The organism is Halobacterium noricense, assembly GCF_021233435.1.
GTDB classification, from domain to species: Archaea; Halobacteriota; Halobacteria; order Halobacteriales; family Halobacteriaceae; genus Halobacterium; species Halobacterium noricense.
On the sequence record NZ_CP089468.1, the window covers coordinates 1,911,894 to 1,926,805 of the forward strand.

A 14,912-nucleotide genomic window follows, 5' to 3' on the forward strand; every position below is an offset into this window, starting at 1 on the left:
CGAAACATGCGAGACCGAACGCGACGCGACGTACTGCGCGCGACCGCAGGTATCGGCGCGACGGCCGCGCTCGCCGGCTGCCTCGGCGGCGGCGACGACAGCGGCGACGAGGATGTCGAAGCCCTCGACGCCCCGGAAGGGACAGAGGTCGTGAAGGTCGGTCCCGACGGCAACTACGTCTTCGACCCCGACGAACTCACGATTCCGACGGGGACGACCGTGCGGTTCGTCTGGCTGACGGGCACGCACAACGTCGCCGTGTCGAGTCAGCCCGCGGACGCCGACTGGTCGGGTCACGACACTATCGAGGAGCGCGGCTTCTCCTTCGAGCACACCTTCGAGGTGCCGGGTCGCTACGAGTACGTCTGTACACCCCACCAGGCGCAGGGGATGACCGGCGCAGTCGTCGTCGAGGAGTAGTTACTGGACGTCCTCGCTGTGGCCCGTCGAGGGTCCAGCCTTCGTGACTTTCGGGTCGTCGAGGGCGTCGAGGAAGACGTCCATCGCGACGTCGATTTCACGCGCCGTGACGTCCAGCGGCGGGAGCAGGCGTACCGTCTTGTAGCCACAGCCGAGCAACAGCAGTCCGCGCTCCAAGCACGCCTTCACGACGGCTTCGCGGCGGTCCTTGGTGTCGAACTCGACGCCGAGCATGAGGCCGTTCCCGCGCACGTCGGCGACGAAGCCGGGCGCGTCGTCGGCGAGAATCTCTTTCACTTGCCGGCCGCGCTCGGTGACGTTGTCGAGCACGCCGTCGCTGGTGATGGCGTCGATGGTGGCGACGCCCTGTGCGGCCGCGAGCAGGTCGCCCGCGCCCCACGTCGAGGAGAGCCGCCCGGTCTCGTCCGGGAAGAGGTCCTCGTCGGCGACGGTCGCGCCGACGCGCAGGCCCTTCGCGGACGTGATGACATCGGGGTCGATGCTGGTGTGGTCGACGCCCCAGAGTTCGCCCGTGCGCCCGAGCCCGGATTGAATCTCGTCGGCGATAACGGGGATGTCGTGGGTCTGCTGGATGTCGACGATGTCGTCGGCGAACTCGTCGCTGGGGACGCGGTAGCCGCCCTCGCCCTGCTGGGGTTCGAGGATGAGGTACGCCACTTCTTCCGGGTCGATGACGCCGCGGTCGGGGTGGAGTTTGTCCGCGACGGCGTTCCCGCCGGGGCCGTTGGTCTTCCAGCCGCACTCGCAGTCGCCCTCGCAGGCGCAGTAGGGTGCGGAGACGACGCCGCCGATTTCGGGGTAGCCGGTGCGGTGGACGGCCTTCGAGCGGTTCAGCGAGAGCGCGCCGAGCGTGCGCCCGTGGAACGCGCCGTCGAACGTGAACGCGCGGTGGCCGCCGTTCGCGTAACAGATTTTGATGGCGTTCTCGACGGCTTCCGCGCCCGTGTTCGAGAGGAAGACCGTGTCGAGGCCGTACTCCTCGGTGATGTCGGTGAGCCGGTGCAGCAGCTGTGTGGACGTCGGGAGGTCGGCGTCCCCGGGCGGCCAGCCGCCGCTGGCGTAGAAGTCCTGGCCCGCAATCTTGGAGGGGTCGACGACGTCGAACTCCGCCAAGCGATCCATGATTTTGGGGTTGTTGTAGCCGAACGGCGCGGCCGCGACGTGGCTCGTGAAGTCCATGAGGACGTTGCCGTCGACGTCCCGGCAGAACGGGCCGGCGGCGTCCTCGGTGATGTCCCAGACGAACTCGTAGACGTACGTGCTGGGAGCGGCGTGCTCGTGGTGGTAGTCGACCCACTGCTGGGCTTTCTCGCCGGGCAGGCTCCGGACGCTCGGCTCCGCGGTCTCCCTGTCCATGGTACTGGTTGCCCGGGCCGCCGACAAAAGCGATTCGTTACGGTTGGGGCAAACTTCACCGGCCGTCAGAACGCGACGACCGCGGTCGCGACGCCGCCGGCGACGAGCAGGACTGCGCTGTATCCCGCGACGCGGTACGCGAACGACCGGTTGTCGCTGGCGGCGGTGAGCGCGACCTTCACGCCGATGGAGGAGGCGGTCGCCAACAGCACGGCGATGGTGGCGGCCGTCCCCGAAATCGCGCCCGTCCGGTAGAGCACGATGGCGGACGTCGTCGCACCCGCGCTCGACACCAAGCCGGAGAGGATGGCGGTCGCGTAGAGGCCGGCGGAGCCGAACTGGGTCTGCGCGAGCCCGCCCGCGACCACGACGACGAGGAACATCGCGCCGAACGCGAGCGCGTTCCGCATCGAGAACGGGCTCTCCAGTTCCATCTCGACGCGCGTCGACCAGTCCGCGGTGACCGCCGCGACGCCGATGCAGCCGAGGACGATGACCACGAGCGGGACCGTCGCCGCCACGAGCACGCCCGTCGAGAGCGTAAACACGACGACGATGAGGAGGTTCCGCAGCGCCATGGCGGCGTTCGCGAGCAGGACGCCCGCGACCGCGTACGACGCCGCCTCCGTGCGCTGGCTGACGTGGTCGAGCATCGTCCCGACGACCGCCGTCGAGGACGCCAGCCCGCCGAAGAAGCCCGTGACGGCGATGCCGCGGCCGCCGTACGTCTTCACGACGACGTAGTTCACGATGCCGATGCCGGCGACGAACACGACCATCAGCCAGACGACGCGGGGCTCGACTTCGACAGCGTACCGTCCCGACCCCAGCGACACCGTGCCGGCTGGCAACAGCGGGTAGACGACGAACGCCAGAATCGCGAACTCGAACGTCGAGCGCAGTTCCTCCCGGGAGAGCCCCCACGCGAACCCGTGGAGTTCGCGCTTGAACACCAGCAGGACGGAGCTCGTGACGGCGACGACCGTCGCGGGGAGCACCGCGTCGACGGCGACGAGCACGCCGACGCCGTACGCCACCATCAGGCTCACGGCGGTCGTCAGGTGGAGCCCCTCGTCCTCGTTGCGCATCCCCGAGACCATCAGCACGCCCGTGACGACGATGACGAACGCGGCACCGACGCTGGAGAGGTACGGCGGGCAGACGCCCGCGGCGTCCGCGCAGCGCTCCGTGTCCACCTCCGTGAAGATGGTGGCGAGGACGCTGACGAGCGCGAACGTGCGGATGCCGGCGGCCTTCTGAGCCCACTCGCGTTCGAGGCCGATGAACAGCCCGAGCGCGACCGACAGCGCGAGGCTGACGACGCGGCTGTCTATCGGGGCGTCCGCCAGCAACTCGATGACTCCGGGCACTCTCTGGCGTTCATCGTGGGCGGGCAAAAGCTTGCGGGCTCGCACAGCCTGCCCCCCGAAAACGGCCGGCGAATCTTTTTGCGTGGCCGCGCCGCTATCTCACGTAATGGACGTCGACCGCGGTCGACTCGCGTGGTGGGTCGTGGCTGCCGTGCTCAGCGGCGTGCTCGCGGTCACCGTCTACTCGTTCCTCGGGACGTTCGTGCTCGGTATTTTCATCTACTACGCGACGCGGCCGGTCTACCGCCGCCTCGAACGGTGGATACGGCCGCCGACGGTTCGCGCGGTGGTGGCGCTCGTGACGCTCGCGCTCCCCGCGATGCTGGTCGTCGCCTACACCACCGCCGTCGGCCTCCAGGAGCTCAACCAGTTTGTCGACGCACAGAACGTCGACCTCGGGCGGGTCGGGACGCTCCTCGACCCGTACCTCGACGTCTCGTCCATCGTCCAGGACCCGCAGGCGTTCCTGAACCAGCCGTCAGTACAGGAAGCGCTGGCGTCGTCGGCGAGCAACGCGCTGGAGTACGTCGGCTTCCTCGGGACGCTGTTCGTCCACCTGTTCGCGGTCGTCATCGTCGCGTTCTACCTGCTCCGGGACGACCACCGCCTCGGCGGCTGGTTCCAGCGACGGTTTACGGACGGCAGCGGCGTCACGGAGGCGTACGCGCGGGCGGTCGACCGCGACCTCGCGACGGTCTTCTTCGGGAACATCGTCTTCGCGTTCGCCACCGGCGTCATCGCCGCGGTGTCGTACGCCACGCTGGACGCGTTCTCGCCAGCGGGCATCGCCATCCCCTATCCCGTGTTGTTCGGGCTCGTCACGGGCATCGCGAGCCTCGTGCCGGTCGTCGGCATCAAGCTCGTGTGGGTTCCGCTGGCGGGGTGGCTCGGCTTCGTCGCGTTCCAGAGCGGCACGGGCCACGCGTTCGTCGCCGTCTTCGTCGCCGTCGCCGCGGTCGTCGTGGACTTCGTGCCGGACTTGCTGTTGCGGCCGTACGTCTCCGGGCGCGACATCCACCTCGGGCTGGTGATTCTGTCGTACGTCTTCGGGCCGCTGCTGTGGGGCTGGTACGGACTGTTTCTCGGCCCGCTCGTGCTCGTGTTCGTCGTGCACTTCGCCCGGCTCGTGCTCCCGGAGCTGCTCGCGGGCGAGGAGATTTCGCCGGAGGCGCTCGGCGGCGACATCCTGACGGCGAGCAACGACGGCGAGCAGACTGACGTCTCGCAGTTCGAGTCGGATTCGGAGAACGGCGGGGAGTCGTAGTCAGCGCGCTTCGAGGCGGGTGCCGTCGTGCGGCCAGTACGCGAATTCGGGATTCCGCGTCCGGAATCCGCAGACCGGGCACTCGTAGACGGCGGGTTCCTCGCTACATCGCCGGAACAGCAGCGGAATCAGCGGCACGGCGAGGAAGAGGACGGCGACGTCGAAGACGACCCACGCCGCGACGCTGATGGCGAGGCTCGCGAGCACGCCGACGGCGGCGGTGGCGGTCCGCGAGGAGACCACAGCTAGTCGAGGTCGACGTACTGCTGTTCCCACTCGCGGCGCGCGGCGATTTCGCGGCGGCCACGGCGGGTGAGCGTGTAGTAGTTGGTGCGCTGGTCGAGTTGGCCCTTGTCGACGAGGCCCTTGTCGACGAGGGTGTCGAGGTTGGGGTAGAGTCGGCCGTGATGGATTTCCGACTCGTAGTACTCTTCGAGTTCGTCCTTGATGGCGAGGCCGTGTGGCTCGTCTAGTCCGGCGACGACGTAGAGGAGGTCGCGCTGGAACCCTGTCAGGTCATACATATGTCCTACTCTCGTTACGTCTTTTGTCTCGGAAAGCATAAGCGTAGGGGATTGGCGTTCCGATTGCCGATAACGACCGGGCGTGTATCGAAGTGACATGTCGAAATCGGTGACTCGAACCGACGCCGCCGGCCGTCCCGCCGACTTTATGCCGGCCGGCCGGCGACACGGCCACATGGCCGGCGTGGACGCCCACGACCTCGCAGACGTCTCGCCGACAGCGTGGCGACTCCTCCGCGTCGCCGCCGACTTCAGCCAGCGCGACGTCGAGCGGGCGGTGCCGGACCTCCGGCAGGCCCACGTCTCGATGCTTGAAGGCGGGCACCGTGGGCTCTCTGGCGACCGCCTCCGCGACCTCTTCGCGCTGTACGCGGCCGAACTCGACGACGAGCAGGTGGCCGCCATCGTCGAGCACTTCTGAGCCGTTGCGCCGAGAGTGAATCCGTTAATCATTAACGATAGGAGTGGCGACTGCCCGTGTATCAATGATACAGGTGGACATTCGCTCGACGCGTGGCCGACTCGCGGTGTTCGCGCTCGCGCTCGCCGTCACCGCCGCCATCGCGCTCGCACCGACCCCCGAAAGCCTCGGGCTGGAAGGAAAGTACGCCATCGCGACGATGGCGTTCGCGGGCGTGCTCTGGGTGACCGGCGCGCTACCGCTGGCGGTCACCGCGCTCTCGATTCCCGCGCTACTCACCGCATTCGGGGTGTTCGGCGACCTCGACGACGCGCTCGCGCCGTTCGCCGACCACCTCATCTTCCTGTTCATCGCGGGGTTCATGCTCGCAAACGCGCTCCAGAAGTACGACATCGACCGCCGCATCGCGCTGTACATCATGGCGCGCATGGGGTCCAGCCCCCGCAAGCTCATCCTCGCGGTGATGATTGCGACCGCCGTGCTCTCGATGTGGGTCTCGAACACCGCCACCAGCGCGATGATGACGCCCATCGCGGTTGGCGTGCTCGCGCAAGTCGTGGGTCGCGACGAACTCACGGAAGCCGGTGACGGCGACCCCACGACGAACATCCAGGTCGCGACCCTCCTCGGGACTGCGTACGGCGCTAGCGTCGGCGGCGTCGGCACGCTCATCGGCACGCCGCCGAACGCCGTCGTCGCCGGCGTCCTCAACGACCAGCTCGGCTACGAAATCGGGTTCGCCGACTGGCTGCTCATCGGCCTCCCCATCGTCGTCGTCACGCTCCCCATCGTCTGGTACGTCCTGACGTACTGGCTCTACCCGCCGGAAATCGAGGACGTCAGCGGCGCGCGCGAGGAAGCCCGCCGCTACCTCCGCGAGGAGGGCGAACTGAGCACGCGCGGCCGCCGCGTCGCGTACATCTTCACCGCGACCGCCGGCCTGTGGGTGCTGGGCGGCCTCGGGGGCCCCGTCTGGTGGCTGTTCGAAACTATCGGCCTCAGCGCCGACACCGCGAACGTCCTCCACACCACGCTGTTCGGCGGCAGCGGCCCGACGCTGTTCGGCACCGACGGCGGCTACCAGGGGCTGCTGTACTACGTCATGGTCGGCCTCTACGCCATCCCCGCGCTCGTGCTCGCGGACACCACCGAGTGGGAGGACCTCGTCGACATCGACTGGGGGACCATCCTCCTCTTCGGCGGTGGCCTCTCGCTGGCCTCCGGGTTCGCGAACAGCGGCGCGACGCGCTGGATTGCCGAGTCCATCTTCGGCTCGCTCACCGGCCTCCCCATCGTCGTCATCGTCGCCGCCGTCGTCCTGCTGGTCATCTTCCTCACTGAGATGACGTCGAACACCGCCACCGCCACCATCATCGTGCCCGTGCTCGTCTCCATCGGCGGCATCCTCGCCGCGACGCTCGGGCTCGCCGAGGAATCCGCGGCCATCTTCCTGGCGGTCAGCGGCGCTATCGCCGCGAGCTTCGCGTTCGCACTCCCGGTCGCGACGCCGCCCAACGCCATCGTGTTCGGCTCGGGCTACCTCGAACAGCGCGACATGATGCGCGCCGGAGTCGTCCTCAACCTCCTCATGACCGCGGTGCTGACGGTGTTCATCTGGCTGCTGTTCCAGTTCGTCTGGCCGATGTTCCTCTGGTAGCGCGGCCCGACGACTCGACGCCTCGTTTTCCGGCGTCTTCGAGCAATCGCGACGAATTCGACCTCGTGGCAGTCGTGCTACCCATCCTCTCGGAACGGTTATCCGTGTATCGCGCCTCTATCTGGTTGTAATGGCAGAAGGTAAGGTTGACTTCTTCAACGACACTGGCGGCTACGGTTTCATCACGACTGACGACGGCGACCTCGACGACGACGAAGACGTGTTCTTCCACATGGAAGACGTCGGCGGCGAAGACCTCACGGAAGGTACTGAGGTCGAATTCGACATCGAGTCCTCGCCCAAGGGACCTCGCGCAGCGAACGTCGTCCGACAGTAATACGACGTACCTGTCGTTCACAGCGACAGCCGACACTCCCGATTTTTCAGACGACGACACGGCCGAGCTGACGCTCTCTGTACGTAACCGGATTTTCCCAGTACTGACGAGAACCGTCTCGGCAACTACTGGTGAGACGAGTTCGCAGTACTGCCGCTTCGAGCGTCGTGCAACGGAAAAGGATGCGGAGCCGGAAAAGCCGGCCCCGCAGCCGCCCTGAATTGGTCCCCGCTGACGCTTCGGCCCTCCAAAGCGAAGCGTCATCTGGGTCAAAACGGTCGACGATAATAAACCTATCCCCGGCAGTAACGGCTGCCGCTACATGTGCTCTTCTTCGAGCACCCAGCCGAGCGCGCGCCGGTAGTACGTGAACATCTCGCGGACGCCCTCGTGGTTCATCTCCTCGGAGTCGAGCTGTTCGACGAGAAACTCGTACTGCTCGCGGATTTCCTCCTCGCTGCGCATACCGGCTATCGGAGCGCCGGCCGTATCAATACCCGTGGCTGCTCACTTCCGGTCGAGCCGCGAGAGCCCGTGCCAGATGGCGTTCACGAGCTGGTCTTCGCCGTCGCCGTTCGCGAAACGCCGCGTGGCGACAGCGCCCGCGTCAGCGCTGGCGAACGGGATGGCCGCGCCCACGCCGACGAACTTCGACTGGACGGCGACCCCGACCGCGTCGGTTTCGGGGTCGTGCGCGACGATGGAGAACGTCATGGCCGGCAGGTAGCCAGCCGCGGGCAAAAGCCTACGGCTCGACCACCTCCGTTGCCGTCTTCTCGGCGGTCAACGGCTGCCTGCTCGCCAGCGAGACGTCGAACGCGGGGTGTTCGGCGAGGTGCCACAACACCATGTGTCGGCGGCCCGCCGTCAGCCCGCTCGCGGAGAGGTCGTCGGCAGTAAACTCTGCGGGGAGGCGCTGGCAGAGTCGCTCCAGCGCGTCGAAGGAGTCGAATACCTTGCGGTTGCCCGACGAATCGGCCCCGCGGCGCTCCACGACGTAGCTGCCGTCCGCGCGGTGCACGCCGACGGTGTTCACGAACGTCTCTCGGGCGGTCAGTGCGTCGTCCAGCGAATCGCGGAGCTCGGCGGCGTCCTCGCGGGAGAGCAACAGTTCCTCGTCGCCGACAGTGACGGCGACCCGGCTGCCGCGGCGCTCGACGGAGAAATCAGGCGAGCGGTCGGATTTCTCGACCAGCCACGTCGCCGTGGCTTCGAGTATCCTCTGCCGGCGTCGTCAGATTCTGACTCGGCATCGTGGGCGTCAGTTGTGGAGACGCATAGTTAACTCCGGTGGTGGGACAGACGCCGGCTGTCCGACCCAGCCCGCTCCGACCGCACGTCGCCCGTTCGATTTTTCACCCGACTCTCAGAACACCGACGTATGGCCCCGCCGACGAGCGTCCTGCTGCCGACCGTCGAGTGGACCCCGGCGTGCGACGAGGTGGCCGCCCAACTCGGCCCGGACGACGAACTGCTCGTCGTCTGCGACACCGAGGCGGACCCCGTCGCCGACCGCGCGGGCGACCTCCCCGAGCAAACCGACCTCGTGTTCGCCGGCGAACCCGAAGGCTGCTCCGGGAAGGCGAACGCCATCGCCGCGGGCATGGAGGCTGCCGCGCACGACCGCATCGTGTGGACCGACGACGACTTCCACCACCCGCCGGATTGGCTCGCGACCCTGCACGCGGACTACGAACGCTACGGCCCCGTCTCCGAACTGCCGTTCTTCGTCGGCCGCGACCCGCTCTCGACGCTCCTCGAACCCGTCTACGCGCTCGGGGGCACGCTCGGCGTCTACGTCGGCGGCCAGGCGTGGGCCGGCGCAGTCGCCTTCGAGCGCGACGACCTCGACGTCGACGCGTTCCTCGCGGCCCTCCGCCGGACAGTCAGCGACGACGGCCTGCTCGCCGAACGCCTCGACGTCACGCCGCTGCGGCGCACTCGCCGCGTCGAAATTGGCGGCACGCTCCGGCAGACGCTCGAACGCCACGTCAGATTCACGCAAATCGTCGCCACCCACGACCCGAATGGGCACGTCGTCGTCGCGCTGGTGACGCTCGCGCTCTTCCTCGCCTGCCTGCTCGTGCCGCTGTACGCTGCGGCCGGCCTCACCACGCTCGTCGCGGGCGTCTACGTAGCGTTCGGGACTCGGCGGTGGACTGCCATTCTCGCGTACCCCGCAGTGTTGGCAGCGATTCCACTCGGAATCTACGCGCACGCCCGCCGGACGTTCGTCTGGGGCGGCCGGCGCTACCGCTGGCGCGGGAAGTTCGATGTGGAAGTCGTCGAGCGCGTCGACGAGTAGCGAGCCCGATGCACGGGGGTTTTGCCCCGCGACGCCCAACGCCCGAGTATGGACGTGCGCGGCGAACGGGAGTGCAAATCGTGTGGGACGCGGTGGTCGTACTACGAGACCGGGAGCGTCGAGTGCCCCGACTGCGGGAGTGTGCGCAGCGTCGGTGTCGGCGAGCGCAGCACGCACACGGATGGGAACGCCGACCTCGACCTCTCGGCCGCCCGCGACGCCGCCGCGGACGGCGACCTGCGCGGTGCACTCGACCCCGCCGCGGACGCGTGTCGGGACTACTGCCAGTCCCGAGGGTTCGTCTCGGGCGGCGATCTCCTCGACCTCGACGACACGTATCTCGCGGCGCAGGAACTCCGGCGCGCGGCGGTCCTGCTCGGGGACGCGCTCCGGACGAGCGACGAGGCCGAACGCTACGTGCTCGCGCTGTTGAACGGCGCGGCGGACGGCGAGCGGCCCGCGCCCGACGAGGTGCCCGAGTCCCTGCGAGCGATTCGCGGGCTCGCGTACGCCGCGGCCGTCGACCACTACCGCGCGGACCTGCGGACGTACTGCGACGGCGAGGTGCCCGAGCCCGAGCGCGGGCTGCTCGAACGCCTCCGCGACCACGCCAAGCGGGTCGACGCGCTGGACGGCGACGTCGCTCCCGAGGATGCGGAACGGCTGGTAGAAGCAGCGCGCGCCATCGCGGACGCGCTCCGCGGCGACGAGTCGGGGGTCGAGCGGGCGCGCATCCGCCTCGACGCGCTCGCCTGACTGGAACCGATTCGCCGGCCTACGGGAGTTCGACGTCCGTCCCGGTCTGTTCGCCGGCGGCCTTCACGGTGTTGTACAGCAGCATCGCGCGCGTCATCGGGCCCACACCGCCGGGAACGGGCGTGATGGCGCTGGCCTTCTCCTCGGCGCTCTCGAACTCCACGTCGCCGACGAGCTCGTAGCCCTTCTCGGTGTCGGCGTCCACGCGGTTGATGCCGACGTCGATGACGACGGTGCCCTCCGAGAGCATCGAGCCGTCCACGAGTTCGGTGACGCCGGCGGCCGCGACGACGATGTCCGCGCGGCGCGTGTGTGCGGCGAGGTCTTCCGTGCGACTGTGGCAGACCGTGACGGTGGCGTTGCCGCCCTCGCCCTTCTGGACGAGGAGGTTCGCGAGCGGCTTCCCGACGATGTTCGAACGGCCGACCACGACGACCTCCTTGCCCTCAGTGTCGACGCCCTCGCTCGCGAGGAGCTTCTGGATGCCGTGTGGCGTGCAGGGCTTGAAGCGGGCGTTCCCGGCGACGAGCTTCCCGACGTTCTCGGGGTGGAAGCCGTCGACGTCCTTCGCGGGGTCGACCGCAGAGAGCACGCGTTCGTCGGGGACGTGTTCGGGCGTCGGGTCCTGCACGAGGATGCCGTGGACGTCCTCGCGGTCGTTGAGCTCGGTGACCGTGTCGAAGAGCTCCTCGGCGGGCGCGTCGGGGTCGATGCGGATGTCCTCGGCGGCGATGCTGATTTCCTCGCAGTCCCGCTGTTTCATCGAGACGTACGTCTCGCTGGCCTGCTTGTCGTTCATCAGGACGGTGGCGAGTCGCGGCGTAACACCGGCGTCTTTCAGCGCGGCCACGGAGTCCGCGAGGTCGTCACGGACGTCGGCGGCGACGCCGTTCCCGTCGATGATGCTGGTCATATCGCGACCTCCGCGCTCGCCCGCCTTCAATTCAGCGGTTCGTGCACAAAATAGCGCGTCGTTCGTGAAGAATGTCCACGAACGCGTAACGCTCACTCGTACAGCGGGTGGTCGTGACAGAGGCGCTCGACGGTCGCGGCGACCTCGGCGTACACCTCGGCGTCGCCGATGTTGTCCACAACCTTGGCGATGCAGTCGCCGACCGTCTCCATCGCGTCCTCGTCGAAGCCGCGCGTCGTCAGCGCGGGCGTGCCGGCGCGGATGCCCGACGGGTCGAACGCCGACCGGGACTCGTCCGGCACGGTGTTGGCGTTCAGAACGATACCGACCTCTTCGAGGGCGTCCTCGGCGTCGCCGCCCGAAACGTCGGGATGCGAGTCGCGGAGGTCGACGAGCACGAGGTGGGTGTCGGTGCCGTCCGAGACCAGCGAGAAGCCGTGGTCCTGGAGCGCCTCACCGAGCACTTCCGCGTTCCGCACGACCTGCGCGGCGTACTGGTCGAACGCCGGGTCCAGGGCTTCCTTGAAGCCGACCGCCTTCCCGGCGATGTTGTGCATCAGCGGGCCGCCCTGTGCACCCGGGAACACCGCCGAGTCCACGTCGCCGGCGTACTCCTCGTCGCACATGATGATGCCGCCGCGGCCCGCGCGAATCGTCTTGTGCGTGCTCCCGGTCACGAAGTCCGCGACGCCGACCGGCGAGGGATGTTCGCCGGATGCCACGAGGCCCGTGATGTGCGCGATGTCGGCCATATGGTACGCACCGACCGCGTCGGCGGCCTCCTGGATGTCGTGCCACTCGACCTCCCGGGGGTACGCCGAGAATCCCGAGACGATCATGTCCGGCTCGAACTCCTCTGCCTTCTCGAAGAGCGCGTCGTAGTCCAGCCGGCCGGTGTCGGCGTCGACCTCGTACTGCTCGACGTCGTACAGTTGGCCCGCGAAGTTCGCGGGGTGACCGTGGCTCAGGTGGCCGCCGTGCGTGAGGTCCAGGGAGAGAATCTTGTCGCCGGGCTCCAGCACCGCGAAGTAGACGCCCATGTTCGCCGACGAGCCGCTGTGGGGTTGGACGTTCACGTGGTCCGCGCCGAACAGCTCTTTCGCGCGCTCGATGGCGAGCTCCTCGACGTCGTCCGCGAACTCGCAGCCGCCGTAGTAGCGCTCGCCGGGGTAGCCTTCGGCGTACTTGTTCGTGAGTTCGCTGCCCTGGGCCTCCAAGACGGCCTCGCTGACGTGGTTCTCGCTGGCAATCATCGCCAGCGTCTCGTTCTGCCGGTGCCGCTCGCCGACGAGCGCGTCTGCGACTGCCGGGTCGACCTCCCGGACGTCGTCGTAGCTCATGCCTAGAGTGGCCGGTGCGCGCGGCATAAGTCTACCGAGCTTCCCATAATTCACGCTCGTTTCTCGATAGAAATATAAGCCCACTGGCAGTACGTCTCGACCGCGTGATTCAGTGGGAGGAAACCGGAACAGGGGTGTCCGCGGCCGACGCGGCCGGGAACGAAGTGACGGTGCGAGCGCCCGACTGGCGGCAGGCCCGCGGGGGACGGGCACTCGCGTGGCCAGCGGACGCCACTACCTCCGGCATCACCACGCAGCTCTCCGTCCCCACCAGCGACGCGTCGGTGTTCGCGGCTGGCGCGTCGGCGGACCCGCTTGCCGTGGGTGAGCGCCGCCGCCTCGACGCCGGCGAGGTCGTCCTCGAAGCCAGCGGTGCGGTCGACGTGCTCGTGGGTTTCGACGGCCCCGCCGTCGTGGCACACGGCGAGCAACTCGACATCGCCTTCGACGAACCCACGGACGTCGCAATCGGCTTCCGAAGCGGCGTCCGCGCGCCAGCCGAAACTATCACCATCCCGAAGACGCTGGACGGCGTTGCGACCGCGGTGACGCACGCGGCGGCCGCCCACCGCACGACGACCCCCGACCGGTCGGCGTGGCACCAGCGCTGCCACCCGCCGCAGTTCGCGTTCGGGGACGCCGTCGACGTGCCCGAGACGGTCGCCGCGGAGACGCCCGACACCGGTATCGAACTCCTGCTCCCGCGGTCGCTGGAGGACCTGTTCGTCGCGGCACCGCTGGCGTACTACCTCGGCGCGGCGGTCACCGTCGAGGCGGGCGTGACGCCGCGGCTCCGCGCGCCCGACGCGGGCGTCAACTACACCTTCGACGCGCTGACCGTGGAGGTGCCGCAGTTGCTTGCGCGCGCGTTCTGGCTGGATTGCCTCGTCCGCACGGCCGTCCCGCCCGAGCAACGGCGCGCAGTTCCCGTCCACAAACTCGGCGACGTGACGCTCGCCGAGCACGACCTGCTGGATGTCCTCGACGTCGACTCGGTTGCGGCCTACGACGCGACACCCGCAGACCGGCTCGCGACGTACCTCGACGCGCCCTTCGAGCGCGTCGCCGACGACCTTCCGGAGTGGCACCTCTCGATGCACGTCGCACCGAACCTCGACCACGTCGAGACGCTACCGTTCCTCCTCGACCGACTGGCGCTCGTCTACCCCCCCGAGACCGCCGCGCTGGAGAGTGAAGAACTGCTGGAACGCACGCTCGACGACTTCTACCGCGGGCCACCCGGCCCCGTCGCCACCGTCGAGATGCTGAAGCCGAAGCTCCGCAACGGCCGCTGGCAGGGGTGGCTCGCCGACGGCACGCCCATCGACGTGTTCAAGAGCCAGCCCGCGGCCTACCGCAATCACCTCGACTACCGGCGCGAGTCCACCGACGAACTGTCGGTCGCGGTGGTGCTCAACGACCGCAGCATGACCGGCGAGCACGAGGCGGTCGCGGACGTCTACGAGGCGCACGCCGAGTCGCTGCCGATGGACGTCGCCTTCTTCGAGGACCTCACGCGGGCGGAACTCGCGGACGTGCTCGGCGACCACTACGAGTTCCTCCACTACATCGGCCACTGCGAGGTCGAAGGGCTGCGCTGTGCGGACGGCAACCTCGCCGTCGAGGACGTCCCGGAGACGAACGTCGAGTCGTTCTTCCTGAACGCCTGTGGCTCCTACTACGAGGGCGTCGACCTCGTGGAGCGCGGGAGCGTCGCGGGCGCGGTGACGCTACGGAAAGTGCTGGACGAACAGGCCGCGAAGGTCGGCACCGCGTTCGCGGAACTGCTCGTCCACGGCTTCCCCATCGAGACCGCGCTCCGGCTCGCGCGCCGGCGTATCCGGATGGGGAAAGACTACGCGGTGGTCGGCGACGGCATGCAGACGCTCTCCCGGACGGACGGCGACGGCGCGAAGGTCGCTCACGTCGAACGCGACGGCACGGGCACTTGCGAGGTGACCTACGAGTACGTCGCGGCCGACGGCCACGGCTGCTGGTACGACGTCGACGCGGTCGCCCCGTCGGGCCCGCGACTCTGCGGGAATCCGACCGAGTTCGAACTACCCACGGCCGAGCTCGCGGGGCTGTTCGCGGACGCCGACCACCCGGTCGTCGTGGACGGCGAATTCTACTGGTCCGACGAGGCCGCAGCGCTCCTCCGGCCGAGCGCGTCGGTGACGTGAAACGGGCGAAAGTCGCCGATAGCGCGCGATTCTGACGGTTTTACT

At 68.4% G+C, this 14,912-nt stretch carries 17 protein-coding genes; 8 read left to right on the top strand and 9 right to left on the bottom strand.

The genetic code is table 11. The annotated features are described in order from the left end of the window. The first annotated feature begins 6 nt into the window (after positions 1-6). Complete coding sequence (locus tag LT974_RS10040; RefSeq protein ID WP_232587533.1) at positions 7-420, top strand: plastocyanin/azurin family copper-binding protein; 414 nt, start codon at positions 7-9, stop codon at positions 418-420. On the opposite strand, the gene LT974_RS10045 is transcribed toward LT974_RS10040, so the two are convergent. Next, positions 421-1,797: a class-III pyridoxal-phosphate-dependent aminotransferase gene (locus LT974_RS10045; RefSeq protein ID WP_232587534.1), complete on the bottom strand. Its 1,377-nt coding sequence runs from the start codon at positions 1,795-1,797 to the stop codon at positions 421-423. A 65-nt stretch (positions 1,798-1,862) separates the two neighbouring features. Beyond that, positions 1,863-3,167, bottom strand: coding sequence for an MgtC/SapB family protein (locus tag LT974_RS10050; RefSeq protein WP_232587535.1), 1,305 nt, complete (start codon positions 3,165-3,167; stop codon positions 1,863-1,865). 106 nt (positions 3,168-3,273) lie between these two features. Here LT974_RS10050 and LT974_RS10055 point away from each other — a divergent pair, with 106 nt between their 5' ends. Next, the gene (locus tag LT974_RS10055) at positions 3,274-4,431 is read left to right on the top strand and encodes an AI-2E family transporter (RefSeq protein WP_232587536.1); all 1,158 of its coding nucleotides are present in this window, start codon (positions 3,274-3,276) and stop codon (positions 4,429-4,431) included. Here the strand turns inward: LT974_RS10055 and LT974_RS10060 are convergent, their stop codons facing one another. Together LT974_RS10060 and LT974_RS10065 are read right to left on the bottom strand one after the other, a co-directional pair. After that, positions 4,432-4,674, bottom strand: coding sequence for a hypothetical protein (locus LT974_RS10060; protein WP_232587537.1), 243 nt, complete (start codon positions 4,672-4,674; stop codon positions 4,432-4,434). A gap of 2 nt (positions 4,675-4,676) precedes the next feature. Then, a complete protein-coding gene (locus LT974_RS10065) occupies positions 4,677-4,955 on the bottom strand; it encodes a PadR family transcriptional regulator (RefSeq protein ID WP_232587538.1) in 279 nt (92 codons plus the stop codon). Between the two features lie 175 nt (positions 4,956-5,130). Here LT974_RS10065 and LT974_RS10070 point away from each other — a divergent pair, with 175 nt between their 5' ends. The 3 genes from LT974_RS10070 to LT974_RS10080 all read left to right on the top strand — a co-directional run bounded on the left by LT974_RS10070 (position 5,131) and on the right by LT974_RS10080 (position 7,370). After that, complete coding sequence (locus tag LT974_RS10070) at positions 5,131-5,376, top strand: hypothetical protein (RefSeq protein WP_232587539.1); 246 nt, start codon at positions 5,131-5,133, stop codon at positions 5,374-5,376. 64 nt (positions 5,377-5,440) lie between these two features. Further along, positions 5,441-7,033 carry an SLC13 family permease gene (locus LT974_RS10075; RefSeq protein ID WP_232587540.1) on the top strand — a complete coding sequence of 531 codons (1,593 nt, stop codon included), beginning with the start codon at positions 5,441-5,443 and terminating at the stop codon, positions 7,031-7,033. Positions 7,034-7,163: 130 nt separating this feature from the next. Then, positions 7,164-7,370 carry a cold-shock protein gene (locus LT974_RS10080; RefSeq protein WP_232587541.1) on the top strand — a complete coding sequence of 69 codons (207 nt, stop codon included), beginning with the start codon at positions 7,164-7,166 and terminating at the stop codon, positions 7,368-7,370. Positions 7,371-7,688: 318 nt separating this feature from the next. On the opposite strand, the gene LT974_RS10085 is transcribed toward LT974_RS10080, so the two are convergent. Genes LT974_RS10085 through LT974_RS10095 form a run of 3 tightly spaced genes read right to left on the bottom strand, consistent with a single transcriptional unit; the run spans position 7,689 to position 8,565 of the window. Continuing rightward, the gene (locus tag LT974_RS10085) at positions 7,689-7,835 is read right to left on the bottom strand and encodes a hypothetical protein (RefSeq protein WP_232587542.1); all 147 of its coding nucleotides are present in this window, start codon (positions 7,833-7,835) and stop codon (positions 7,689-7,691) included. Positions 7,836-7,877: 42 nt separating this feature from the next. Next, on the bottom strand, positions 7,878-8,084 hold the full coding sequence (locus LT974_RS10090; protein ID WP_269785381.1) for a DUF1028 domain-containing protein: 207 nt from the start codon (positions 8,082-8,084) through the stop codon (positions 7,878-7,880). Positions 8,085-8,115: 31 nt separating this feature from the next. After that, positions 8,116-8,565, bottom strand: coding sequence for a DUF7528 family protein (locus tag LT974_RS10095; protein ID WP_408611718.1), 450 nt, complete (start codon positions 8,563-8,565; stop codon positions 8,116-8,118). 186 nt (positions 8,566-8,751) lie between these two features. On the opposite strand from LT974_RS10095, the gene LT974_RS10100 reads away from it, so the two are divergent. Next, positions 8,752-9,675, top strand: a complete 924-nt coding sequence (locus LT974_RS10100) for a glycosyltransferase (protein WP_232587544.1) — start codon at positions 8,752-8,754, stop codon at positions 9,673-9,675. Between the two features lie 48 nt (positions 9,676-9,723). Next, a complete protein-coding gene (locus LT974_RS10105) occupies positions 9,724-10,431 on the top strand; it encodes a DUF7117 family protein (protein ID WP_232587545.1) in 708 nt (235 codons plus the stop codon). 19 nt (positions 10,432-10,450) lie between these two features. Here the strand turns inward: LT974_RS10105 and LT974_RS10110 are convergent, their stop codons facing one another. Both LT974_RS10110 and glyA read right to left on the bottom strand, forming a co-directional pair. Then, positions 10,451-11,344, bottom strand: a complete 894-nt coding sequence (locus LT974_RS10110; RefSeq protein ID WP_232587546.1) for a bifunctional methylenetetrahydrofolate dehydrogenase/methenyltetrahydrofolate cyclohydrolase — start codon at positions 11,342-11,344, stop codon at positions 10,451-10,453. A 92-nt stretch (positions 11,345-11,436) separates the two neighbouring features. Then, complete coding sequence (glyA, locus tag LT974_RS10115; protein WP_232587547.1) at positions 11,437-12,684, bottom strand: serine hydroxymethyltransferase; 1,248 nt, start codon at positions 12,682-12,684, stop codon at positions 11,437-11,439. Between the two features lie 104 nt (positions 12,685-12,788). Between glyA and LT974_RS10120 the strand changes: the two genes are divergently transcribed. Beyond that, complete coding sequence (locus LT974_RS10120) at positions 12,789-14,867, top strand: hypothetical protein (RefSeq protein ID WP_232587548.1); 2,079 nt, start codon at positions 12,789-12,791, stop codon at positions 14,865-14,867. The last annotated feature ends 45 nt before the right edge of the window (positions 14,868-14,912 follow it).